This window comes from Streptomyces sp. NPDC026062 (assembly GCF_055568375.1).
Genome location: NZ_JBVHOQ010000010.1, coordinates 34,429 through 56,990, shown reverse-complemented (window position 1 = coordinate 56,990; position 22,562 = coordinate 34,429). Strand labels below are relative to the sequence as shown.

The window sequence follows — 22,562 nt, the reverse complement described above, 5'->3', positions numbered from 1 at the left end:
GGTCCTGTCCCCTCCGGCCCGGCCCGGCGTACGGGCCGGGCCGGGCCGGACCGTGACGGTCAGGCCGGCCGCAGCCACACCGTCGCGAGCGGCGGGAGCGTCAGCGTGATGCTGGTGTCCCTGCCGTGCGCCGCCACCGCCTCCGGTTTCAGCGGCTCCGTGTTGCGTACGTCGCTGCCGCCGTACCGCAGTCCGTCCGTGTTCAGGACCTCCGCCCAGGCCCCCGGCCCGTCCGGCACCCCGATGCGGTAGTCGTGGCGCACCACCGGGGAGAAGTGGGAGACGGCGATCAGCGGTGATCCGGCCGCGTCGTACCGGACGAACGCGAAGGCGTTGTCCTCCGCGGCGCCGCCGTCGATCCAGCCGAAGCCCTCCGGGACGGTGTCGCGCTGCCAGAGTGCCGGTGTCGCCCCGTACACCGTGTTCAGATCGCTCACCAGAGTCCGTACGCCCCGGTGGTCGCTCTCCGCCGCGTACGACGGGTCGAGCAGCCACCAGTCCGGGCCGTGTCCCTCGGACCACTCCGCGCCCTGAGCGAACTCCTGCCCCATGAAGAGGAGTTGCTTGCCGGGGTGGGCCCACATGAAGCCGAGGTAGGCGCGGTGGTTGGCGCGCTGCTGCCACCAGTCCCCGGGCATCTTGCTGACGAGCGACCGCTTGCCGTGCACGACCTCGTCGTGCGAGATCGGCAGTACGTAGTTCTCGCTGTACGCGTACACCATCGAGAAGGTCATCTCGTTGTGGTGGTACTTGCGGTGCACCGGCTCCTTCGACACGTACTCCAGCGAGTCGTGCATCCAGCCCATGTTCCACTTCAGCCCGAAGCCGAGACCCCCGAATCCGCCGGGGCCCACATGGTGGGTCGCGCGGGTGACGCCGTCCCAGGCGGTGGACTCCTCCGCGATGGTGACGACACCGGGGTTGCGCCGGTAGACGGTCGCGTTCATCTCCTGGAGGAAGGCGACCGCGTCCGGGTTCTCCCGGCCGCCGTGCTCGTTCGGTGACCACTCCCCGTCCTCGCGCGAGTAGTCGAGGTAGAGCATCGAGGCGACCGCGTCGACCCGCAGTCCGTCGATGTGGAACTCCTCGCACCAGTAAGTGGCGTTGGAGACGAGGAAGTTGCGTACCTCGGTGCGGCCGTAGTCGAATTCGAGCGTGCCCCAGTCCGGGTGCGCGGCCCGTTGTGGATCCGAGTGCTCGTACAGCGGGCGGCCGTCGAATTCGGCGAGCGCCCAGTCGTCGCGCGGGAAGTGGGCGGGCACCCAGTCGACGATGACGCCGATCCCGGCCCCGTGCAGCGCGTCGACGAGGAAGCGGAAGTCGTCGGGCGAGCCCATCCGGGACGTCGGGGCGTAGAAGCCGGTGACCTGGTAGCCCCACGAGCCGCCGAAGGGGTGCTCGGAGACCGGCATCAGCTCCACATGTGTGAAGCCGAGGTCCCGCACGTAGGCGGGTAGTTGCTCGGCGAGCTGCCGATAGGTGAGGCCGGGGCGCCAGGAGGCCAGGTGCACCTCGTAGACCGAGAAGGGGGCCTCGTGCGCGGGGACGTCCCCGCGGTGGGCCATCCACTCCTGGTCCTGCCAGACGTGGTGCGAGGCCGTCACGACCGAGGCGTTGGAGGGCGGGACCTCGGTGTGGCGGGCCATCGGGTCGGCGCGCAGCGTGTGCGAGCCGTCCGGGCGGCAGACGTCGAACTTGTACAGCGCCCCTTCCCCGATCGCCGGCAGGAACAGCTCCCACACCCCGGTGGAGCCGAGCGAACGCATCGGGAAGCCGGTGCCGTCCCAGTAGTTGAAGTCCCCGGAGACGCGGACCCCTCGGGCGTTGGGCGCCCATACGGTGAACCGGGTCCCTGTGACGCCCTGGTGTTCCATCACCCGGGAGCCGAGAGCGGTCCACAGCTCCTCGTGCCGGCCCTCACCGATCAGATGCAGATCGAGATCGCCGAGCGCGGGCAGGAAGCGGTACGGGTCGTGGATCTCGATCTCGTTGTCGTCGTACGTCACCAGGAGCCGGTACTCCGGGACCGCGGGCATCGGCAGCAGTCCGGAGAAGAACCCGTCGCCGTCGTCCAGCAGTTGGGCGCGCAGCCCCTTGGCGAGGACGGTGACCGAGCGGGCGAAGGGGCGCAGCACCCGGAAGGTGATCCCGCCGCGGATCTGGTGGGCGCCGAGCAGTTCGTGCGGGGCGTGGTGCTCACCCGACAGGAGCCGCGCCCGGTCCGCGTCGCCGAGCGGGTGGGCGGGGCGGACCCCCTGCCCGCCCGCGCGGCGGGGCCGCGGCGGGGCCGCTGTCCGCTTCGCCCGCTTGGCCGGTGCGGGAGCGGCTGTGGCTGTGGCGGGCGGTGCCTCCCCCGGTACCAGGGTCCCGGTGGCCGGGCCGGAGTCGGCGTCCGTGTGCTCGGCGGCGAGGGGGGTGACGGTGGCGGGGGCAGCGGCGACGGGGGCGGTGGGAAGGGGAGCGGCGGCGACGGGAGTGGCGGCCGGGGGGGCTTCGGTGGCGGGCGGGGCGGGGTCGGGCGCGTTGCGGGACGGCTTGCGGGCGGTCACAGGGACAGCCTCCTCGGAGGTGTGGGTACGTGAACGGGCGGGGCTGGGCGGGGCGGGAGCGGGGCCGGGAGAGGGAGCGCCGCGTCAGTCGGCGTCGGCGGCCAGGCGGTGGATCGCGGCCATCGGGACCGGCAGCCAGTCGGGGCGGTGGCGCGCCTCGTACAGCACCTCGTAGACCGCCTTGTCCGTCTCGTGGGCGCGCAGCAGTTCCGGCTCGTCGCGGGGGTCGACGCCCGCGGCCCGCGCGTATCCGTCGCAGTAGGCGCTCCGGCAGCGCGCCGCCCATGCGGCGTTCCAGGGCCGGTGCGAGCGGGCCGCGTAGTCGAAGGAGCGGAGCATGCCCGCGACATCGCGCACCGGTGGCTGCGGGCTGCGGCGCTCCGGGAGCGGGCGGGCCGGTTCGCCCTCGAAGTCGATCAGGGACCAGAAACCGTCGGTGCCGCGAAGCGTCTGGCCGAGGTGGAGATCGCCGTGCACCCGCTGGGCGGTCCAGCCCCGTCCCCGGCGGCCCGGGGCCGTCACGGCGTCGAAGGCGGCGCGCAGTCCGGGGACGTACGGCACCAGTTCCGGCACTGCGTGGGCGGCCGCCTCCAGCCGCCGCACCATGGCGGCGGCCAGCTGATCGGTTTGGGAGCGGTGCAGGGACGGTGTGGGCAGGGCCGAGGCGAGCGCGGTGTGCACCTCGGCGGTGGCCCGGCCCAGGGCGTGGGCCTCATGGGTGAAGTCGTTCTCCGTCGCCAGCGCGCCCAGCGCGAGCTGCCAGCCGTCCTGGGCGCCCCGCAGGTACGGCTGGAGCACGCCGAGCGTGAGACGTTCGGATCCGGCCGCCTCGAACCAGGCGACCGGCGCGGGGACGCGCCGGCAGCCTTCGCGGGCGAGTGCGAGCGGCAGTTCCAGATCGGGATTGGTGCCGGGGAAGACCCGGCGGAAGATCTTGAGGATGTAGGAATCGCCGTACACGAGCGAGGAGTTGGACTGCTCGGTGTCCAGCACCCGGGGGGGCAGGCCGTCGGGGATCGGCTCGGCCCCCCGGCCGAAACGCAGCCCGCCGAGTCCGCCGGGTCTGCGCAGCCGCTCCAGCAGCAGGGCGGCGAGGCGCGGATCGTGCAGGCCGTCGTAGACGGTGCGGCCGGCCAGCGGTCCGTCCGGCACCCGCCCGATGAGGGCCGGCACCAGGAGCGGAGGCAGCGCGGAGCGCACCCCGAGCAGCAACTGGTAGCAGTCCGGAGGCGGCTGGGCCGGCATCGTGGGCTGATGGGCCCGCACCAGGAGGTGGAGGAGGCCCGGACCGGCACCGGCGGATTCCACCGGCAGTATTTCGGTGGCCGAGACGAGTGAGAAGGCGGTGATGGGCCGCCCCTTGCCCGCGAACCACCGCTGCCTGGGCAGCCACTCGTGCAGCAGCGGTCCGAGAGACGGGAGCAGGGCTGTGCTGTTCGCCAGGGTGACCTGAGCGGATGCAGCCTCCGACATGGCATCGCGTCCTTTCCCCGGGCACACCACAGGATGCGAAGAGTGTCCCGGATTGCGGCTTTGGCTGTCCGGCTGTGCGGGACGTGTCGGGTCAGGATGGTCCGTACGGACTCGACTCGGAGTGATCGAAACGCCAGGAAGATCCAGGAAGGCTATGGAAGGGATCGATATGCGGGGAATGGTGCCCCATGCGGGGCGGCGGAAACCGCCCCGCAGGTGCCGGCCGCCCTCAGCTCGGCGGCGCGTCCTTCCGCAGCCGGAACCAGTAGAAGCCGTGTCCCGCGAGCGTCAGCAGGTAGGGCCACTGACCGACGGCGGGGAAGCGCACCCCGCCGATCAGTTCCACCGGATGACGCCCGTTGAAGGACCTCAGATCGAGCTCCGTCGGCTGCGCGAACCGCGAGAAGTTGTGCACGCACAGCACGAGATCGTCCCCGTGCTCACGGGTGAAGGCGAGCACGGCGGGGTTGGAGGAGGGCAGTTCGTTGTACGAGCCGAGCCCGAAGGCGGGGTTCTGCTTGCGGATCTCGATCATCCGCCGCGTCCAGTGCAGCAGCGACGACGGCGAGGCCATCGACGCCTCGACGTTGGTGACCTGGTAGCCGTAGACCGGATCCATGATCGTGGGGAGGTAGAGCCGCCCCGGATCGCTGGAGGAGAAACCGGCGTTGCGGTCGGGCGTCCACTGCATCGGGGTGCGTACGGCATCCCGGTCACCGAGCCAGATGTTGTCGCCCATGCCGATCTCGTCCCCGTAGTAGAGGATCGGGGAGCCGGGCAGGGAGAGCAGCAGGGCGGTGAACAGCTCGATCTGATTGCGGTCGTTGTCCAGCAGCGGCGCGAGCCGGCGGCGGATGCCGATGTTGGCCCGCATCCGCGGATCCTTGGCGTACTCCGCGTACATGTAGTCGCGTTCTTCGTCCGTGACCATTTCGAGGGTCAGCTCGTCGTGGTTGCGCAGGAAGATGCCCCACTGGCAGTTCTTCGGGATCGCCGGTGTCTTGGCCAGGATTTCCGAGACCGGGTACCGGCTCTCGCGCCGTACGGCCATGAAGATCCGGGGCATCACCGGGAAGTGGAACGCCATGTGGCACTCGTCGCCGCCGGCCTGGTAGTCGCCGAAGTAGTCGACGACGTCCTCGGGCCACTGGTTGGCCTCGGCGAGCAGCACGGTGTCCGGGTAGTTGGCGTCGATCTCCTTGCGGACCCGCTTGAGGAAGTCGTGGGTCTCCGGGAGGTTCTCGCAGTTGGTGCCCTCGCGCTGGTAGAGGTAGGGCACGGCGTCGACGCGGAAGCCGTCGATGCCGAGGTCCAGCCAGAAGCGCAGAGCGGAGATGATCTCCTCCTGCACCGCCGGGTTCTCGTAGTTGAGATCGGGCTGGTGCGAGAAGAACCGGTGCCAGTAGTACTGCTTGCGCACCGGGTCGAAGGTCCAGTTGGACGTCTCCGTGTCGACGAAGATGATCCGGGCGTCCTGGAACTGCTTGTCGTCGTCGGCCCAGACGTAGTAGTCGCCGTACGGACCTTCGGGGTCGGTGCGGGACTGCTGGAACCAGTCGTGCTGGTCGCTGGTGTGATTCATGACGAAGTCGATGATCACGCGCATGCCGCGCTGGTGCGCGGCGTCGACGAACTCGACGAAGTCGGCGAGATCACCGAACTCCGGCAGCACGGCGGTGTAGTCGGACACGTCGTAACCGCCGTCGCGCAGCGGCGACTTGAAGAAAGGCGGCAGCCAGAGGCAGTCGACGCCCAGCCACTGGAGATAGTCCAGTTTGGCGGTGATCCCCTTCAGATCTCCGATGCCGTCGCCGTTGGAGTCCTGGAAGGACCTGACGAGGACCTCGTAGAAGACGGCACGCTTGAACCAGTCGGGATCGCGGTCCTTGGCCGGGGTGTCCTCGAACGTGTCGTGGACGGGCTCATTGACGATCATGGTGTGGGTGACCCTCCGGTCGGCGGGGACGGTCGCAGGACCGCGATGTGCGCGGGCGTGACGCCCGGCTTCAGGCGCACATAGAAGGTCCTGCCCCAGTGATAGGAATGGCCGGTGAGCTCGTCGCGCACCGGCACGCTCTCGTGCCGGTCGAGGCCGAGACGCGGCATGTCCAACGAGACGGTCGCCTCCTGGGTGTGGTGCGGGTCGAGGTTGACGACCGTCAGAACGATGTTCGAACCGGAGCGCTTGCTGTACACGATCAGGGCGTCGTTGTCGGACGAGTGGAAGTGCACGTCACGCAGCTGCTGCAGCGCCGGGTGGCGGCGTCTGATCCGGTTGAGTGTGGTGATGAGCGGGGCCAGCGACCGGCCCTCGCGCTCGGCGGCTTCCCAGTCCCTGGGCCGGATCTCGTACTTCTCCGAGTCGAGGTACTCCTCACTGCCGTCGCTGAGCGGGGTGTTCTCGCACAGCTCGTACCCCGCGTACACCCCCCAGGACGGGGAGAGGGTCGCCGCGAGCACCGCCCGTGCCTCGAAGGCCGGCCTGCCGCCCTCCTGAAGATGGCCGGGAAGGATGTCGGGGGTGTTCACGAAGAAATTGGGCCTCATGACAGAGGCTGATTCACCGGCCAGTTCGGTCACGTAATCCGTGATTTCCTGCCGGGTCTCGCGCCAGGTGAAGTAGGTGTACGACTGCTGGAATCCGACGGCGGCCAGGGCGCGCATCATCGCGGGGCGGGTGAATGCCTCGGCCAGGAAGATCACATCGGGATCGGTGCGGTTGATGTCGGCGATCACCTTTTCCCAGAAGATCACCGGCTTGGTGTGCGGATTGTCGACCCGGAAGATGCGTACGCCGTGATCCATCCAGAAACGCAGGATGCGTACGGTCTCCGTGACGATCCCCCGCAGATCCTTGTCGAAGGCGATCGGATAGATGTCCTGGTATTTCTTCGGCGGATTCTCCGCATAGGCGATGGTGCCGTCCGCCCGGTGGTGGAACCACTCGGGGTGCTTCTCCACCCATGGATGGTCGGGCGAGCACTGGAGGGCGAAGTCGAGCGCGATCTCCATGCGCAGGGTGCGGGCCGTCCCGACGAAGTGGTCGAAGTCCTCCAGCGTGCCGAGATCCGGGTGGACCGTGTCATGACCGCCCTCGGCGGAACCGATCGCCCACGGCACACCCACGTCGTGCGCGGCGGGGGAGAGGGAGTTGTTGGGGCCCTTGCGATGGGTGGTGCCGATGGGGTGGATGGGCGGGAGATAGACCACGTCGAACCCCATCGCGGCGACCGCGGGCAGCCGTTCGGCCGCCGTGCGGAAGGTGCCGCTGATGATCCGGGGCTTCGAAGCCCCGGCGGCCTCGGCCGTACGGCCCTTGCGGGCCCTGGCCGGTTCGGTCCTGGCGCCCTCCGAGCGGGGGAACAGCTCGTACCAGGAGCCGAACAGCGCGCGCCGTCGCTCGACGACGAGCGGGTGCGGGCGCGAGGCGGTGACCAGCTCGCGCAGGGGATGACGGCCCAGCGCGGCGGCGGTCTCGGGGGTGAGGGCGGCGGCCAGCCGGGCGGCGGCCGGCCGGGACTCGTCGCGCAGGGCGTCGACCGAGGCCAGCACCGCTTCACGCCCGTCCCGTTTCGGCACACCCCCGGCGGCCCGCTCGTACAGCTCGGCCCCCTCCGCCAGGACGAGTGCGGTGTCGATCCCGGCAGGGATCTTGATCTGCGCCGCGTGGAGCCAGGTGGTGACCGGGTCGCTCCAGGCCTCGACCGTGTACGTCCAGCGGCCCTCCGCGTCCGGCGTCACATCGGCGCCCCAGCGGTCGGTGCCCGGAGCGAGTTCACGCATCGGCGTCCAGGGGCCGGGCCGGCCGCTCGGGTCCCGTAGCACGACGTCGGCCGCGACCGCGTCATGGCCCTCGCGGAAGACGGTCGCGGTGACCTGGAAGGTCTCACCGGCGACCGCCTTCGCGGGCCTTCTGCCGCAGTCGACGAGCGGACGGACGTCGAGGACGGGAATACGACCGATCATGAAATCACCTGGGGGCCGGAGCTCTGAGTCGACAGGGCGCGAAGCGGGCGCGGAGAGCGGAATGCGCGCGCCGCGATGGTGGGGTTCGGTCCTTTCTAGCTGTTCCGTCGACGACTGATGGGGTGTGGGCATGGCCGCTCCTGTCCGCGTTCACTCGAATAGCACTCGAATGGCTGAGGCGTGCGGTGTGGTGCGCGGGTGTGAACCGAATGCGTGTGTCGTCCGACCGATTGCATACGAACCGTGGGCGGACCGCCCGCGGACAGGGGATGAACCATGCGCAGGGCGGTTACGGATCACCGTCGGATCTCATCCGAATGCATTCGTTCCGGGTACCGGAGAAGCCTTCCCACGGATCTCGGTAGGCCAATCCGGTGGTGTGTTAACTACTCGGGCGTATCTGTGACAGTCCGAATACGACGGCCCCACGGAGCGTGCGCCGGATGCCGCGGAACCGGCGTACGCCGGGCGGTAACCGGCGCCACAGGGCAGCTTTCCCTGTGGCGCGAAGGCCCACAAGGCCGCATGAGGGAGGGAATCGGCCATAACGCCTGTGACGGATGTGACGGATGTGTCGTGATCTGCGTGCGGTGGGGGACGGACGCGTGCGGTGGGGGACGAGACGCGTGTGGTGCGGGCGCGGGTGGCCGGACCGTCCGGGGCGGCCGGTGGCAGGGGCGACGGGACGGTCCGCCGCTGACGCCGAGGGTGACGGAGCGGTGCACACAGCGGTGCGTCCCCTCGGATTCGTACGTCCCCTGTAAAGGTGGAGCACGTGAAGGCCATCCGTCGATTCACCGTGCGTCCCGTCCTCCCCGATCCCCTCCAACCGCTCAGCGACCTCGCGCGCAACCTGCGCTGGTCCTGGCACACCGAGACCCGTGAGCTCTTCCAGGCCGTCGATCCGGTGGCCGGCCGGACGGCGGACTGCGACCCCGTGCGCCTGCTCGGTGCCGTGTCGGCCGGACGCCTCGCCGAGCTCGCCCGGGACGAGCAGTTCCTGAACCGGCTCAATGAGGTGTCCGCCGACCTCCGGGAGTACCTGGACGGGCCCAGGTGGTACCAGGAACATGGCGCCCAGGACGACGGGCTTCCCGCCGCCGTCGCCTACTTCTCGCCCGAGTTCGGAGTGACGGCGGCCCTGCCGCAGTACTCCGGCGGGCTCGGCATCCTCGCCGGGGACCACCTCAAGGCCGCCAGCGACCTGGGCGTACCCCTGGTCGGCGTCGGTCTGCTCTACCGCCACGGCTACTTCCGCCAGAGCCTGTCGCGCGACGGATGGCAGCAGGAGCGCTATCCCGTCCTCGATCCGAACGAACTCCCGCTCACGCTCGTGCGGGAGGCCGACGGAACACCCAGCCAGGTCGTCCTGTCCCTGCCCGGCGGCCGCGCGCTGCACGCCCAGATCTGGCAGGCCCAGGTGGGCCGGGTGCCCCTGCTCATGCTCGACTCCGACGTGGAGGACAACGCCCCCGGCGAACGCGAGGTCACCGACCGGCTCTACGGCGGCGGCAGCGAACACCGGCTGCTCCAGGAGATGCTGCTCGGCATCGGCGGGGTGCGCGCGGTGCGGACCTACTGCCGGCTCACCGGCCATCCGGATCCCGAGGTCTTCCACACCAACGAGGGGCACGCCGGATTCCTCGGTCTCGAACGCATCCGGGAACTGTCCGGAACGGGGCTCGACTTCGACTCCGCGATGGAATCCGTCCGCGCGGGCACCGTCTTCACCACCCACACACCGGTCCCGGCCGGCATCGACCGGTTCGACCGCGAACTGGTCGCCCGCCACTTCGGCGACGACGGCGAACTGCCCGGCGTCGCGGTCGACCGCATCCTGCACCTGGGCATGGAGACCTACGCGGGCGGTGACCCGGGCGTCTTCAACATGGCGGTCATGGGGCTCCGTCTCGCTCAGCGCGCCAACGGTGTCTCCACCCTGCACGGTGCCGTCAGCCGGGAGATGTTCGCCGGCCTGTGGCCGGGATTCGACGCCGCGGAGGTGCCGATCACCTCCGTGACCAACGGGGTCCACGCACCCACCTGGGTCGCGCCCGAGGTCTACCGGCTGCGCACCGAGTCCGGCGGCACCCCCGGCCGATGGGACACCGCCGCGCAGATTCCCGACCGGCAGCTCTGGGAACTGCGCCGCACCCTGCGCGAACAACTGGTGACCGAGGTACGGCAGCGGCTGCACGCCTCCTGGACCGACCGAGGCGCGCAGGCCGCCGAACTCGGCTGGATCGACGGCGTGCTGGACCCCGGCGTGCTGACCATCGGCTTCGCCCGCCGGGTGCCCTCGTACAAACGCCTCACGCTGATGCTGCGCGACCGGGACCGGCTGCGGGGGCTGCTCCTGCACCCCGAGCGCCCCCTCCAGATCGTCGTGGCGGGCAAGGCGCACCCGGCCGACGACGGCGGAAAGCGTCTGGTCCAGGAGCTCGTCCGGTTCGCCGACGACCCCCGGGTGCGGCACCGCATCGTCTTCCTGCCCGACTACGGGATGGCGATGGCGCAGAAGCTCTACCCGGGCTGCGACGTCTGGCTGAACAACCCGCTTCGCCCGCTGGAGGCCTGCGGCACGAGCGGGATGAAGGCGGCGCTCAACGGCTGTCTCAACCTGTCGGTCCTCGACGGCTGGTGGGACGAGTGGTTCGAGCCGGACTTCGGCTGGGCCATCCCCACGGCCGACGGCTCCGCGCTGGACGAGGACCGGCGCGACGACCTGGAGGCGGGCGCCCTCTACGAGCTGATCGAGGACCGGGTCGCGCCGCGCTTCTACGACCAGGGGGAGGACGGGCTTCCCGGGCGCTGGATCGAGATGGTCCGCAGCACCCTGGCCACGCTGGGCCCCAGGGTCCTCGCCGACCGGATGGTCCGTGAGTACGTGGAGCGGCTGTACACCCCCGCCGCCCGGGCCCGGCGCGCGCTCGAACCCGCGGCGGCCCGGGAGCTCGCCGGCTGGAAGGCCAGGGTGCGGGCGGCCTGGCCGAGGGTGGCCGTCGACCATGTGGAGGCGGTCACGCCCACCGGGGCGGGCGGCTCGGCCGAACTGGGTGCCACCCTGGCGCTGCGGGTCCGGATCACCCTCGGCTCGCTGGACCCGGACGATGTGGAGGTGCAGGCGGTGGCCGGCCGCGTCGATTCCGCCGACGCGATCTCGGACGCCCAGGTCTTCCCGCTGAAACCGGCGGGCGGCCAGGACCTGGAGGGCCGTTGGCTGTACGACGGACCGCTCGCCCTCGACCGCACCGGCCCGTACGGCTACACCGTCCGGGTGCTGCCGGCCCACCGGCTGCTGGCCACCGGCGCCGAACTCGGCCTGGTCGCACAGCCGACGGGGGCGACGGGCGAGGGCGGAGGCGTGCTGATGCGCTGACGCCCCGCCCTGCCCCGTCCCGTGCCGTTGTGTCCTGCCCTGTGCCGTGCGCCCTGCCTCGTGCCGTGCCGTGCCGTTCGAGGCGCGGCGCGCACGGGGTGGGGCACCGGGTCTTCGCTTCCTGAACGCAGGTCCTTGACGTGTGCAGGTGATGCCTTTAGGTTCCTCACTCATCGCAGCGTTCACAACTCGACCCATCGTTCATGGATGTGAACTCCCGGTGTTCCGGGGCGAGTTGTGGACCTCCTCCGCACCGGAAGGCACCCCCACATGCGCACCGGAACCATCGGCCGCTGCCTCGGCCTCACCGCCGTACTCGCGGCACTGCTCACCGGCGTCCCCGTCGCCCCGGCCTCGGCCGTCCGGACCGGCCCGGACCCGGCACCGGCCGCCGCCCCCGCGGCCTTCACCCATCCCGGCGTGCTCGTAAGCCGCCCCCAGCTCGACTTCGTACGGGCCAAGGTGCAGGCGGGCGCGCAGCCCTGGAAGGGCGCGTACGACCAGATGATGGGGAGCAAGTACGCCTCGCTCACCCGGACGGCCGCGCCGCGCGCCGTCGTGGAGTGCGGGTCCTACTCGAACCCCAACCACGGCTGCACGGACGAGCGCGAGGACGCGATCGCCGCCTACACGCTCTCGCTGGCCTGGTACATCACCCAGGACAGCCGCTATGCCGCCAAGGCCGTCGAGATCATGGACGCCTGGTCCGCCGTGATCAAGGACCACACCAACAGCAACGCCCCCCTCCAGACCGGCTGGGCCGGCTCGTCCTGGCCGAGGGCCGCCGAGATCATCAAGTACACCTACGGCAACTGGCCGAACGCGGACCGCTTCGCCACCATGCTGCGCACCGTGTACCTGCCGAAGGTCATCAACGGATCGAACAGCAACGGGAACTGGGAACTGAGCATGACCGAGGCCGCGATCGGCATCTCGGTCTTCCTGGAGGACCGGGCCTCGTACGACAAGGCCGTCACCAAGTTCCGGGGACGGGTGCCCGCGTACATCTATGTGACCGCGGACGGTTCGCTGCCGAAGGCCGCGCCGGGGAGCGGGCTGGACACCCGCGACAAGATCATCAACTACTGGCAGGGCCAGTCCACGTTCATGGACGGTCTCTCGCAGGAGACCTGCCGCGACCTGACCCACACCGGTTACGGTCTCTCCGCCGTCTCGCACATCGCGGAGACCGGCCGGATCCAGGGCCAGGACCTCTACCCGGAGATCGCCGACCGCCTCCGCCACGCCCTCGGTCTGCACGCCAAGTACCAGCTGGGCACCGCCGTTCCGTCCTCGCTGTGCGGGGGGTCGCTCAAGGACAGCCTCGGTCCGGTCACCGAGGTCGGATTCAACGCGCTGCACAACCGGATGGGGATCGCGATGACCAACACCCAGACCCTCACCGAGCGGCAGCGGCCCGCCGGGTCCAACAACCTGTTCGTCGCCTGGGAGACCCTGACCCACGCCGGCAACCCGAACTGAGCGCGCACAGCCCCGCCCGGGAGGAACTCTCTCCTCCCGGGCGGGGCTGTGCGTCAGAAGCGGGTCGGGCTGCCTGACCGGTTCAGAAGGTCAGCTTGAAGCTGTTGATCTTCCCGGTGTCGCCCGAGTAGACGTCCTGGACCTTCAGCTTCCAGGTGCCGTTCGCGACCTCCGAGGAGGCGTTGACGGTGTACGTCGTCTGGACGTTGTCCGCAGAGTCGCTCGAAGAGGAGTTCTTCAGGCGGTAGGCGCTGCCGTCCGGGGCGACGAGGTCGATGACCAGGTCACCGCGGTAGGTGTGGGTGATGTCCACGCCGACCTTGAGGGTGCTGGGCGCGTTGCCGGTGATACCGGCGACGGTGACCGAGCTGGTGACGGCCGCGCCGCTGTCGGGGATGGAGACCGCCGTGGCGCTCTCGAAGACCGTGCCGGTCGGGTCGGTGCCGCCACCCGGACGGGTACCGACGTTGATGCCGGCCCAGGCGTTGGCGACGGCGGTGTACTCGGCGCTGGTCGTGCCGTACAGCTCACCGGCCGCGGCGAGCGTGCCCGTGCGGGCACCCGCGTAGTTGGTCGTCGAGGTGAACTTGGTGGTGAGCGCCTTGAACCAGATCAGCGCGGCCTTGTCGCGGCCGATGCCGGTCACCGGCAGGCCGTCCGAGGTCGGCGAGTCGTAGTTGACGCCGTTGATGGTCTTGGCGCCGCTGCCCTCCGAGAGGAGGTAGAAGAAGTGGTTGGCCGGACCCGACGAGTAGTGCACGTCGATGTTGCCGATGCCCGAGTACCAGGCGTCCTTGGACGCGCCGTCCTTGCTCGGCTTGTCCTGGTAGCGCAGCGGGGTGCCGTCGCCGTTGATGTCGATCTTCTCGCCGATGAGGTAGTCGCCCTTGTCGGTGGCGTTGTTGGCGTAGAACTCGACGGCGGTGGCGAAGATGTCGCTGGTCGCCTCGTTGAGGCCACCGGACTCACCGCTGTAGTTCAGGTCGGCGGTGTTGGAGGTGACGCCGTGCGTCATCTCGTGCGCCGCGACGTCCAGCGCGGTCAGCGGGGAGGCGTTGCCGCTGCCGTCGCCGTACGTCATGCAGAAGCAGCTGTCGTCCCAGAACGCGTTGACGTAGCTGTTGCCGTAGTGGACGCGGGAGTACGCGCCGACGCCGTCGCCCTTGATGCCGTTGCGGCCGTGGACGTTCTTGTAGTAGTCCCAGGTCTCGGCCGCACCGTAGTGGGCGTCCGCGGCAGCGGTCTCCGCGTTCGCGGCGGTGCCGTCGCCCCAGACGTCGTCGGTGCCGGAGAAGAGGGTGCCCGTGCCGGACGTACCGTGGTTCAGGTTGTACGTCTTGTGGTTGCCGCGGGTGGTGTCGGTCAGGTTGTACGACCCCGAGGTGTTCAGGGTGACCTGGCCGCTGTACTCCGTGTTGCCGACACCGTTCTCGATGGCCTGCCACTCGTAGAGCTTCGCTCCGGAGGTGGCGTCGGTGATGACGTGGAGGGCGTTGGGGGTGCCGTCCTCCTGCAGTCCGCCGACCACGGTCTCGTAGGCGAGCTGCGGGGTGCCCGAGGCCATCCAGACGACCTTGCGGGGCGCCGTGTCGGCCGCGGTCTTCGACGAACCGTCCGCCTTGGCCAGGCCGACGGCCTGCTTCTCGGCGGTCGCCGGGGCCACGTCCGCGGTCAGGTCGACGGCCTTGAGCTGCGCCGAGGTGGTCGTGGACGCCTTGGTGACGCTCTTGGTCACGCCGGCCTTCGACTCCTGGACGATCAGGTCGCCGCCGAGGACGGGAAGCCCGTCGAAGGTGCGCTCGTAACGCGTGTGCGTGGTGCCGTCGTTGTCCTGAATGACGTCCTTGACAACGAGCTTCTCCTGCGAGCCGAGGCCGAGGCCCTTGGCGGTGGCCGCCCTGCTCGCGGTGGCCTCGCGGATCAGCTCGGCGCGCTGCGAGGGTGAGAGCTGCTTGGCCAGCGCGCCGGTACGGGGCTGTGAGGCCGAGGAGGCGGCCTGCGCGGCGCCTTCCGGGCTGGCTGTGGCTGTTCCGGCCTGGACTCCTACGGCGAGGAGTGCTGCTGCGGCTATCAGAGCGCCGGTCGCGGTGGTACGACGGCTGAGCGTGGATCTCACGCGGACTCCTTCTGCGAGGGGGGTACCGGCGGCTGGGAGCCGTCCGGGCAGTGCGAGCAGTGAGCAGAACGGGGTGAAGAGTGTCAGCCGGGAGCGTTGTCTGTCAGGACCGCGTCAACAAGTTGGCCGGAATTCGTCCGTTGCCGGAATGGTCATGTTCGTTAAGCGGACGTTTCGCCGATCATTGCCGCGATGTTGCCGGGGGGTTCGGAAGCCCGAATGTGCAGAGGGCGTTGAGGTTTGGCTCCCCGATGGTGTGTTCGAAAAGAATGTGAAGAACCGGAAAGTGACCATCAGGCGAGACGGCTTGCAACTGTGGCTCGTTCCGCGCTCCGCCGGGCTGCCCGCGGGAGAACGGGGAACCGGTCTGCTGAACCCCGGCCGGTGTTCCGCCCGGGAACCGTGATGCCCGGGGTGCTCGCGGGGTGAGGCCGGGGACCCTCGCGGCGCAGTTCGCGGCGTCGGCGCGGGCCCGCGCGAAGAGCCGCCGGCACAACGGGATCCCAGGTGTGGGCGAAGAGCCCGGTGGCCGTGCGCGGACGGCGGTCGGCGACCAACTCGTAGCAGTGGCCACCGTGATCAGCCATCTCGTCACCGGGTGCTCGCCGTCGCGCCGCGTGAGGGGGCCATGGGCGCGATGCGGTGCTCGCATCACACGGGTCCGGTGCGCACCGAATCGCGGAACCTGCGGCGGGAGAGCCTCAGACCAGGCTCTCCCGCCAGGTGCGGTGCAGACCCGCGAACCGGCCCGTGCCGCCGATGAGTTCGGCAGGGACGCCGTCCTCCACGATGCGGCCGTGCTCCATCACCAGGACCCGGTCCGCGATCTCCACGGTCGACAGCCGGTGGGCGATGACCACCGCGGTGCGGCCGTGCAGCACGGTGTCCATCGCCCGCTGCACCGCCCGCTCGCCCGGGATGTCCAGGGAGCTCGTCGCCTCGTCGAGGATCAGGACCGCCGGGTTGGCGAGCAGAGCGCGGGCGAAGGCCACCAACTGACGCTGACCTGCCGAGATCCGGCCGCCCCGCTTGCGTACGTCCGTGTCGTACCCGTCGGGCAGACCCGCGATGAAGTCATGGGCGCCGATCGCCCTGGCGGCCTCCTCGATCTCCGCACGGGTCGCGTCCGGGCTGCCGATCGCGATGTTCTCCGCGACCGTGCCCGAGAACAGGAAGGCCTCCTGGGTCACCATGACCACCCCGCGCCGGAGTTCGGGAGTGGCGAGGTCCCGCAGATCGGTGCCGTCCAGCAGGACCCGGCCCTCGGTCGGGTCGTAGAAGCGGGCCAGCAGCTTGGCCAGCGTCGACTTGCCCGCGCCCGTCGAACCGACCACGGCGACCGTCTGGCCCGCGGGCACGGTCAGATCGAAGCGGGGCAGTACCTCGCCGCCGGTGCGGTACGCGAAGCGCACCGCGTCGAAGACCACCTCACGGCCCGGGTGGCCGCCCGTGAGCGGAGGCAGCTCCCTCGGCTCCGCGGCCTCCGGGACCGTGGGGGTCTGGGCCAGCAGCCCCGCGATCTTCTCCAGCGAGGCCGCCGCCGACTGGTAGGAGTTGAGGAACATGCTCAGCCGGTCGATCGGGTCGTACAGCCGTCGCAAGTACAGAACCACCGCGGCCAGCACACCGAGGGCGAGGCTTCCGGAGGCGACGCGGTAGGCACCCCACAGTACGATTCCGGCCACGGCGGTGTTGGCGACCAGCCGGGACCCGACGACGTAACGCGCGTTCTCCAGCATCGCGTCGCCGTTCGTGCGGCGGTGCTCGTGGTTCAGCTTCCCGAAGACCTCGTCGTTGACGGGCTCGCGGCGGAAGGCCTGGACGGGGCGGATCCCGTTCATCGTCTCCGCGAACTTCACGATGACCCCGGCGGTCGCCGTCGAGCGCGAGGCGAAGATCACCGCCGCCCGGCGCTGATAGAGCCGCACCAGGAGATACAGCGGCAGGAAGGACAGCACGGCGACGGCGCCCGTGCCGAAGTCCAGCCAGAGCAGCATCAGGGAGATGGAGACGAAGGAGAGAACGACCCCGATCAGCTCCTGCAGGCCCTCGCTCAGCAGCTCCCGCAGCGACTCCACATCGGTGGTCGACCGGGAGATCAGCCGCCCCGAGGTGTACCGCTCGTGGAAGTCCACGCTCAGCGCCTGCGCATGACGGAAGATCCGGCCGCGCAGATCGAGCAGCACGTCCTGGTTGACCCGGGCGGAGGCCCGGATGAACGCGTACTGCATGGCGCCCGCGGCGGCCGAGCAGAGTGCGTAGCCGAGGGCCACCGCGATCAGCGGCCCGTAGTCCTCGTCCCGGAACGCGGGCACTCCGCTGTCGATGGCGTACGCCACGAGCAACGGCCCCGCCTGTACGGCAGCCTGCTGGATCAGCAGGAACAGCGCGGAGAGCGCGACCCGGCCCCGCAACGGCCGCAGCAGCGACACGAGCAGCGCGCGCGTGGCGCCGCGCGGGGTGGGCAGGTCGTCGCGGTCGAAGGGGTCACCGGGCCGGTCGGCGGGCGCGGTGCCCCCTGCTTCCGCGGCCGTCTCCGGAAACGGCTGGTCCTCGCTGTCGCCCGGTCCGGTGGGACGCCCGGTCGTGGTGCTCGTCATCGGGTGCTGCTTTCCTCGGCAGGGGCGTACGTGCCCGGAAGGTCATCGGCCGTCGTGCGGGTGCCGCTCTCCCGGGCCGGGGAGAGCCCGCCCGGAAGGTCATCCGCCGTCGTGTCCGGACGGGGTACGCCGACGGGCTCCCCGCCGCCCGGGACGCCCGCACCGGACATCAGCCAGGCGTACTCGGCGTTGCCGCGCAGCAGTTCCTGGTGGGTACCGACCGCGCTGATGCGGCCGTCCGACAGCAGCGCCACCCGGTCGGCGAGCATCACGGTGGACGGGCGGTGCGCGATCACGATCGCGGTGGTCTCCTCCAGCACGCGCCGCAGCGCCGCCTCGACGAGCGTCTCCGTATGCACGTCCAGCGCGGACAGCGGGTCGTCGAGGACCAGGAAACGCGGACGGCCGACGACGGCCCTGGCCAGTGCGAGACGCTGCCGCTGGCCGCCGGAGAGACTGAGGCCCTGCTCGCCGACCTGGGTGTCGATGCCGTGCGGCAGGTCGTGGACGAAGTCGGCCTGCGCGACGGACAGGGCCCGTCGCAGATCCGCCTCGTCCCCGCCGCCCATCAGTACGTTCTCCCCGACGCTCGCCGAGAAGAGCGTCGGTTCCTCGAACGCCACCGACACCAGCTCGCGCAGTCGCGCGCGCGGCATGGTGGCGATGTCCTCGCCGTCCAGCGTGATCCGGCCCGAAGTGGCCTCGTGCAGCCGGGGTACGAGCGCGGTGAGCGTGGTCTTCCCTGATCCCGTGGCCCCGACCAGGGCCATGGTCTCGCCGGGCCGGATCCGCAGATCGATCCGGTCCAGTACGGGCGCGGAATCCTCCTCCGCGTCCGGGTAGCGGAACCCGACGCCCTCGAAGACCATGCCGCCGGCCCCTGAGCGCTCGTCGGGTTCGGATCCCCGGGACGTGGCCGGGCCCGGGGAAGCGGTGGTGTCCGGGGAGGTGGCGGGGCCCGGGGGCGTGGCGGTGTCCGTCTCCTCCGCCACGTCCATCACCTCGAAGAACCGCTCCGTGGCCGTCGCCGACTCCTGGCTCATCGCCAGCAGGAAGCCGATCGACTCGACGGGCCAGCGCAGCGCAAGCGCCGTGGAGAGGAAGGCGACCAGGGTGCCCGCCGACAGCCCGCCGTCCGCGACCTCGATCGTGCCGAGCACCAGGGCGGCCCCGATCGCGAGTTCGGGAATCGTCGTGATCAGCGCCCAGATGCCCGCGAGCAGCCGCGCCTTGCCGATCTCCGTGGTGCGCAGCCGCTCCGAGAGCGCCCGGAAGGCGAGAGCCTGGCTGCGGTGCCGGCCGAAGCCCTTGACGATGCGGATGCCGAGCACGCTCTCCTCGACCACCGTCGTCAGATCGCCCACCTGGTCCTGGGCCCTGCGCGCCACCACCGAGTACTTCGTCTCGAAGACCGAGCAGATGATCACCAGGGGCACGACCGGGGCCAGCAGCACCAGGCCGAGCGTCCACTCCTGGAGCATCAGGATCACGAAGCCGGCCAGGATCGTGGTGGTGTTGACCAGCAGGAAGGTCAGCGGAAAGACCAGGAACATGCGCAGCAGCATCAGATCCGTGGTCGCGCGAGACAGCAGCTGGCCCGAGGACCACCGGTCGTGGAAGGCGACCGGGAGCCGCTGGAGATGCCGGTAGAGGTCGGCCCGCATCGACGCCTCGACGCCGGCCAGCGGACGCGCCACCATCCACCGCCGCACCCCGAACAGGACCGCCTCGGTGATCCCCAGCAGCAGCAGGAACAGCGCCCCGAGCCAGACCCCGCCCGGATCCTGATGAGCGACCGGCCCGTCGACGATCCACTTCAGCACGAGCGGGATCACCAGGCCGAGGCACGAGGCGACGATCGCGATCAGGGCGGCACCGGCCATACGGTTCCGTACCGGCTTCACGTACGGCCACAGCCGCAGCAGCGACTGCACGGCGGACCGTTCCTTGGGTTCTACATGTTCTTCGGGCATCAGGAGTGAGCCTACGTTTCACGGCTGACATCGCTCATGTGGTTTTCCTCGCCCCGAGCGCGCTTGACGGGCAGCCGGAAGCATCCGATATTTGTCCTCCCCCGGGGGGAGGGGCGGGCGTGCACACGGGTGCGCATCACCGTGTGAGCAACCAGGGGCGGGACGCATGACGACGGTTGACGGCTACAACGAGCGCTGCGAGCAGCTGTTCCTGGCGGGCGGGTTCGGTGCCGTACGGCGTGCCGCGCGGCAGGGGCTCGACGAGGTGGGCCCGCATGCCGATCTCTACTGCTGGCTTGCCGTGGCCCACGCCTCCGAGGACGAGGACGATCACGACACGGAGGCCGAACGCGCCTTCCGCAAGGGGCTCGCACTCGAAGGGGACCACCTCGGCCTGCTGGCCGGGTACGGCGAGCTGTGTCTGCGCAGCGACGGCTTCGAGTACCCCGGGCGGGCCTCCCGCGCCGTGCAGCTGGCCCGGCGCCTCGAAGAGCTCGCACCCGGCTCCGAGGAGAACGCCCGGCTGCGGCAGGCCCACCGCTGGGCGAACCGCAGTTACTGGGACGATCTGCGGATGGCCGCGGCCCGGGGCGCTGTGAAGCGGCAGGCGGTGGAGGCGCAGGCAGCGGATGTGGTGGACGCTCTGCGCACGCAGAACATCGAGGGGGCGAAGGCGCGGGCCTCGGCAGCGGCACAGACCTGGCCCGGGGACCTGCGCACGGCCGTTCTCGCGGCCACGCTCGAAGCCCTGTCCGGACCCGGGAACGCCCCGTTGCGCTGGATGGCCCGCCACCGGGGCTGGGTCTGGGGGCGTCCGTCGCGCTCTCGGCCCTGACCGGGGCGCTGCTCCGGCTGACCGGCGTCGTCAACGGGTTCGGTCCGTGGGGCCTGCTGTGGATGCTGCCGGTGCTCGGGGCCGACGCCCGGCTCTCCTCGATCCGCAAGGAGGGCGAACGGGCGGCCGTGGCACGGCTGGAGGAACGACTGGCGGGGACGGGGACGGCGACGACGGCGGGGACGGGGTCCGGCCAGACCGGTCCCGGTGGCAGTCCGGTGGCCGTCTCCGGCGTCTGAGGGATCCGGGCCCCGCGCCCAGGGGAGCCGGGTCGCGCACCGAGGGGAGCCGGGACCCGCGCCCAGGGTCCGGTGCCGGGGCCCCGGGGGGCCGGGCCGGGCAGCGACAGGTCGTAGCGCGTATCAACCGATCGGCCGATGCCGGTTCGAGCGCGATGGGGGATGCCGCCCGGTGCCCCGCTCCCGCGATGCTCACCGGCATGGCAATCATCGAAGTGAACGGGGTGCGCAAGACGTACGCGGGCCGCCCCGTGGTCGACGGGGTGAGCTTCTCCGTGGACGAGGGGGAGATCTTCGGGATTCTCGGTCCCAACGGCGCGGGCAAGACCACCACCGTCGAATGCGTCGAAGGACTGCGGACCCCCGACGCCGGTACGGTCCGGGTCGCCGGTCTCGACCCCGTCGCCGACCACGACCGCGTGACACTCCTGCTGGGCGCGCAGCTCCAGGAGAGCGACATGCAGCCGAAGATCACCGTGGGCGAGGCACTCGACCTGTACAGCGCCTTCTACCCGAAGCCCGCCGACTGGCGCCCGATCGCCGAACGCCTCGGGCTGCACACCAGGCTCACCACCCGGTTCCACCGGCTCTCGGGCGGCCAGAAGCAACGCCTGTCCATCGCGCTCGCACTCGTCGGCAGCCCCCGGGTCGTGGTCCTCGACGAGCTGACCACCGGACTGGATCCGCGCGCACGGCGCGACACCTGGCAGCTGATCCAGGAGGTACGGAACACCGGGGTCACGGTCCTGCTGGTCACCCACTTCATGGAGGAGGCCCAGCACCTCTGCGACCGAATCGCCGTGATCGACAAGGGCAGGATCGTCGCCCTCGACACCCCGTCCGGACTGATCGCCGGCGCCGGCAGCTCCACCGTCATCTCCTTCACCCCCTCCGAGCCGCTCCCCGAGGCCGAACTGGCCGCGCTGCCCGGTGCGGTCTCGTGCGAGACCAGGAACGGACGGGTCGTCATCAACGGCACCGACGAGACCGTCAACGCCGTCATCTCACTGCTGGCCGGGCGCCGGATCACCGCGCGGCAACTCCGGGTCGCCGAGGCCACACTCGACGACGCCTTCCTCGACCTCACCGAGCACCCCGGCCCCGCGGACGAGCGCGGACTGACAGAAAAGGCAGCCTGAGATGGCCACAGCGCACACCGCCCCGACACCGGCGCCCCGCGCCGCCTCCGCCGGTCCGACGCTCGCGGTCCTGAGGTCCGAGACCCGGCTCTTCCTCCGTGAACCGGGCAGCCTGTTCTGGATCCTCGCCTTTCCGACCGTACTCATGACGATCCTCGGCCTGATCCCGTCCTTCCGGGAGCACGACGAGGGGCTCGGCGGGCGCCGCGTCATCGACCTGTACGTCCCCGTGACCGTGCTGCTCGCCATGATCATGGCCGGTCTCCAGGCGATGCCTCCCGTTCTCACCGGCTACCGCGAACGCGGCATCCTGCGCCGCATGTCCACCACTCCCGTGCGGCCGTCCGCCCTGCTCGGCGCGCAGATCGTGCTGCACGGCGTCGCCGCGCTCGGCTCCGCCCTGCTGGTGATGGCCGTCGGCCGGATCGCCTTCGGAGTGCGGCTGCCCGGACAGCCGTTCGGCTATCTGCTGGGGCTGCTGCTGGCCGTCGCCTGCGTGCTGGCGCTGGGCGCGCTGGTCTGCGCCGTCTCGCGCACCATGAAGATCGCGGCAGCCCTGGGCTCGGTCGTCTTCTTCGTCACCATGTTCACCGCCGGGGTGTGGGTGCCGGTGCAGACCATGCCCGACATGCTCCGCCGCATCGTCCAGATCACCCCGTTCGGCGCGGCGTCCCAGGTGCTGGACCGCGCGGCCACCGGCGCCTGGCCGAGCTGGGCGTTTCTCGGCGTGGTGGCGCTGTGGACCGTACTGGCGGCGGTGGCGGCGATCCGCACGTTCCGCTGGGAGTAGGCGCCGCGGGAGACTTCACCC

13 protein-coding genes are annotated in these 22,562 nt (G+C 70.6%); 6 read left to right on the top strand and 7 right to left on the bottom strand.

What is annotated here, in order from left to right:
• Positions 1–59: 59 nt before the first annotated feature.
• The 4 genes from glgB to ACZ4LX_RS11445 all read right to left on the bottom strand — a co-directional run bounded on the left by glgB (position 60) and on the right by ACZ4LX_RS11445 (position 7,988).
• Positions 60–2,549, bottom strand: a complete 2,490-nt coding sequence (glgB, locus tag ACZ4LX_RS11460; RefSeq protein ID WP_467642902.1) for a 1,4-alpha-glucan branching enzyme — start codon at positions 2,547–2,549, stop codon at positions 60–62.
• Between the two features lie 84 nt (positions 2,550–2,633).
• On the bottom strand, positions 2,634–4,022 hold the full coding sequence (locus tag ACZ4LX_RS11455) for a maltokinase N-terminal cap-like domain-containing protein (protein ID WP_467642904.1): 1,389 nt from the start codon (positions 4,020–4,022) through the stop codon (positions 2,634–2,636).
• Between the two features lie 229 nt (positions 4,023–4,251).
• Complete coding sequence (gene treS / locus ACZ4LX_RS11450) at positions 4,252–5,958, bottom strand: maltose alpha-D-glucosyltransferase (RefSeq protein ID WP_467642907.1); 1,707 nt, start codon at positions 5,956–5,958, stop codon at positions 4,252–4,254.
• Positions 5,955–7,988 carry an alpha-1,4-glucan--maltose-1-phosphate maltosyltransferase gene (locus tag ACZ4LX_RS11445; RefSeq protein ID WP_467642910.1) on the bottom strand — a complete coding sequence of 678 codons (2,034 nt, stop codon included), beginning with the start codon at positions 7,986–7,988 and terminating at the stop codon, positions 5,955–5,957. The genes treS and ACZ4LX_RS11445 overlap by 4 nt, the downstream gene beginning before the upstream one ends.
• A 775-nt stretch (positions 7,989–8,763) precedes the next feature.
• Here ACZ4LX_RS11445 and glgP point away from each other — a divergent pair.
• Both glgP and ACZ4LX_RS11435 read left to right on the top strand, forming a co-directional pair.
• On the top strand, positions 8,764–11,367 hold the full coding sequence (gene glgP / locus ACZ4LX_RS11440; RefSeq protein ID WP_467642912.1) for an alpha-glucan family phosphorylase: 2,604 nt from the start codon (positions 8,764–8,766) through the stop codon (positions 11,365–11,367).
• 270 nt (positions 11,368–11,637) lie between these two features.
• On the top strand, positions 11,638–12,849 hold the full coding sequence (locus tag ACZ4LX_RS11435; RefSeq protein ID WP_467642915.1) for an alginate lyase family protein: 1,212 nt from the start codon (positions 11,638–11,640) through the stop codon (positions 12,847–12,849).
• Between the two features lie 82 nt (positions 12,850–12,931).
• Here the strand turns inward: ACZ4LX_RS11435 and ACZ4LX_RS11430 are convergent, their stop codons facing one another.
• The 3 genes from ACZ4LX_RS11430 to ACZ4LX_RS11420 form a co-directional block, all read right to left on the bottom strand.
• The gene (locus ACZ4LX_RS11430; protein ID WP_467642918.1) at positions 12,932–14,965 is read right to left on the bottom strand and encodes a M4 family metallopeptidase; all 2,034 of its coding nucleotides are present in this window, start codon (positions 14,963–14,965) and stop codon (positions 12,932–12,934) included.
• A gap of 701 nt (positions 14,966–15,666) precedes the next feature.
• Positions 15,667–17,565, bottom strand: a complete 1,899-nt coding sequence (locus ACZ4LX_RS11425) for an ABC transporter ATP-binding protein (protein WP_467642921.1) — start codon at positions 17,563–17,565, stop codon at positions 15,667–15,669.
• Positions 17,562–19,538, bottom strand: a complete 1,977-nt coding sequence (locus tag ACZ4LX_RS11420; protein WP_467642924.1) for an ABC transporter ATP-binding protein — start codon at positions 19,536–19,538, stop codon at positions 17,562–17,564. The genes ACZ4LX_RS11425 and ACZ4LX_RS11420 overlap by 4 nt, the downstream gene beginning before the upstream one ends.
• Positions 19,539–19,704: 166 nt before the next feature.
• On the opposite strand from ACZ4LX_RS11420, the gene ACZ4LX_RS11415 reads away from it, so the two are divergent.
• The 4 genes from ACZ4LX_RS11415 (at position 19,705) to ACZ4LX_RS11400 (ending at position 22,541) form a co-directional block, all read left to right on the top strand.
• The gene (locus ACZ4LX_RS11415) at positions 19,705–20,373 is read left to right on the top strand and encodes a hypothetical protein (RefSeq protein WP_467642926.1); all 669 of its coding nucleotides are present in this window, start codon (positions 19,705–19,707) and stop codon (positions 20,371–20,373) included.
• 62 nt (positions 20,374–20,435) lie between these two features.
• Complete coding sequence (locus tag ACZ4LX_RS11410; protein WP_467642929.1) at positions 20,436–20,612, top strand: hypothetical protein; 177 nt, start codon at positions 20,436–20,438, stop codon at positions 20,610–20,612.
• Positions 20,613–20,812: 200 nt separating this feature from the next.
• Positions 20,813–21,751: an ABC transporter ATP-binding protein gene (locus ACZ4LX_RS11405; protein WP_467642932.1), complete on the top strand. Its 939-nt coding sequence runs from the start codon at positions 20,813–20,815 to the stop codon at positions 21,749–21,751.
• Between the two features lies 1 nt (position 21,752).
• Positions 21,753–22,541, top strand: coding sequence for an ABC transporter permease (locus tag ACZ4LX_RS11400; protein WP_467642935.1), 789 nt, complete (start codon positions 21,753–21,755; stop codon positions 22,539–22,541).
• The last annotated feature ends 21 nt before the right edge of the window (positions 22,542–22,562 follow it).

Excerpts from the sequence above, each read along its gene's own strand:
- ACZ4LX_RS11410 (WP_467642929.1), top strand. The coding sequence starts at position 20,436 with ATGCTGCCGGTGCTCGGGGCCGACGCCCGGCTCTCCTCGATCCGCAAG.
- ACZ4LX_RS11425 (WP_467642921.1), bottom strand. The coding sequence starts at position 17,565 with ATGACGAGCACCACGACCGGGCGTCCCACCGGACCGGGCGACAGCGAG.
- ACZ4LX_RS11435 (WP_467642915.1), top strand. The coding sequence starts at position 11,638 with ATGCGCACCGGAACCATCGGCCGCTGCCTCGGCCTCACCGCCGTACTC.
- ACZ4LX_RS11405 (WP_467642932.1), top strand. The coding sequence starts at position 20,813 with ATGGCAATCATCGAAGTGAACGGGGTGCGCAAGACGTACGCGGGCCGC.
- treS (WP_467642907.1), bottom strand. The coding sequence starts at position 5,958 with ATGATCGTCAATGAGCCCGTCCACGACACGTTCGAGGACACCCCGGCC.
- ACZ4LX_RS11415 (WP_467642926.1), top strand. The coding sequence starts at position 19,705 with ATGACGACGGTTGACGGCTACAACGAGCGCTGCGAGCAGCTGTTCCTG.
- ACZ4LX_RS11455 (WP_467642904.1), bottom strand. The coding sequence starts at position 4,022 with ATGTCGGAGGCTGCATCCGCTCAGGTCACCCTGGCGAACAGCACAGCC.
- ACZ4LX_RS11400 (WP_467642935.1), top strand. The coding sequence starts at position 21,753 with ATGGCCACAGCGCACACCGCCCCGACACCGGCGCCCCGCGCCGCCTCC.
- ACZ4LX_RS11445 (WP_467642910.1), bottom strand. The coding sequence starts at position 7,988 with ATGATCGGTCGTATTCCCGTCCTCGACGTCCGTCCGCTCGTCGACTGC.
- ACZ4LX_RS11420 (WP_467642924.1), bottom strand. The coding sequence starts at position 19,538 with ATGCCCGAAGAACATGTAGAACCCAAGGAACGGTCCGCCGTGCAGTCG.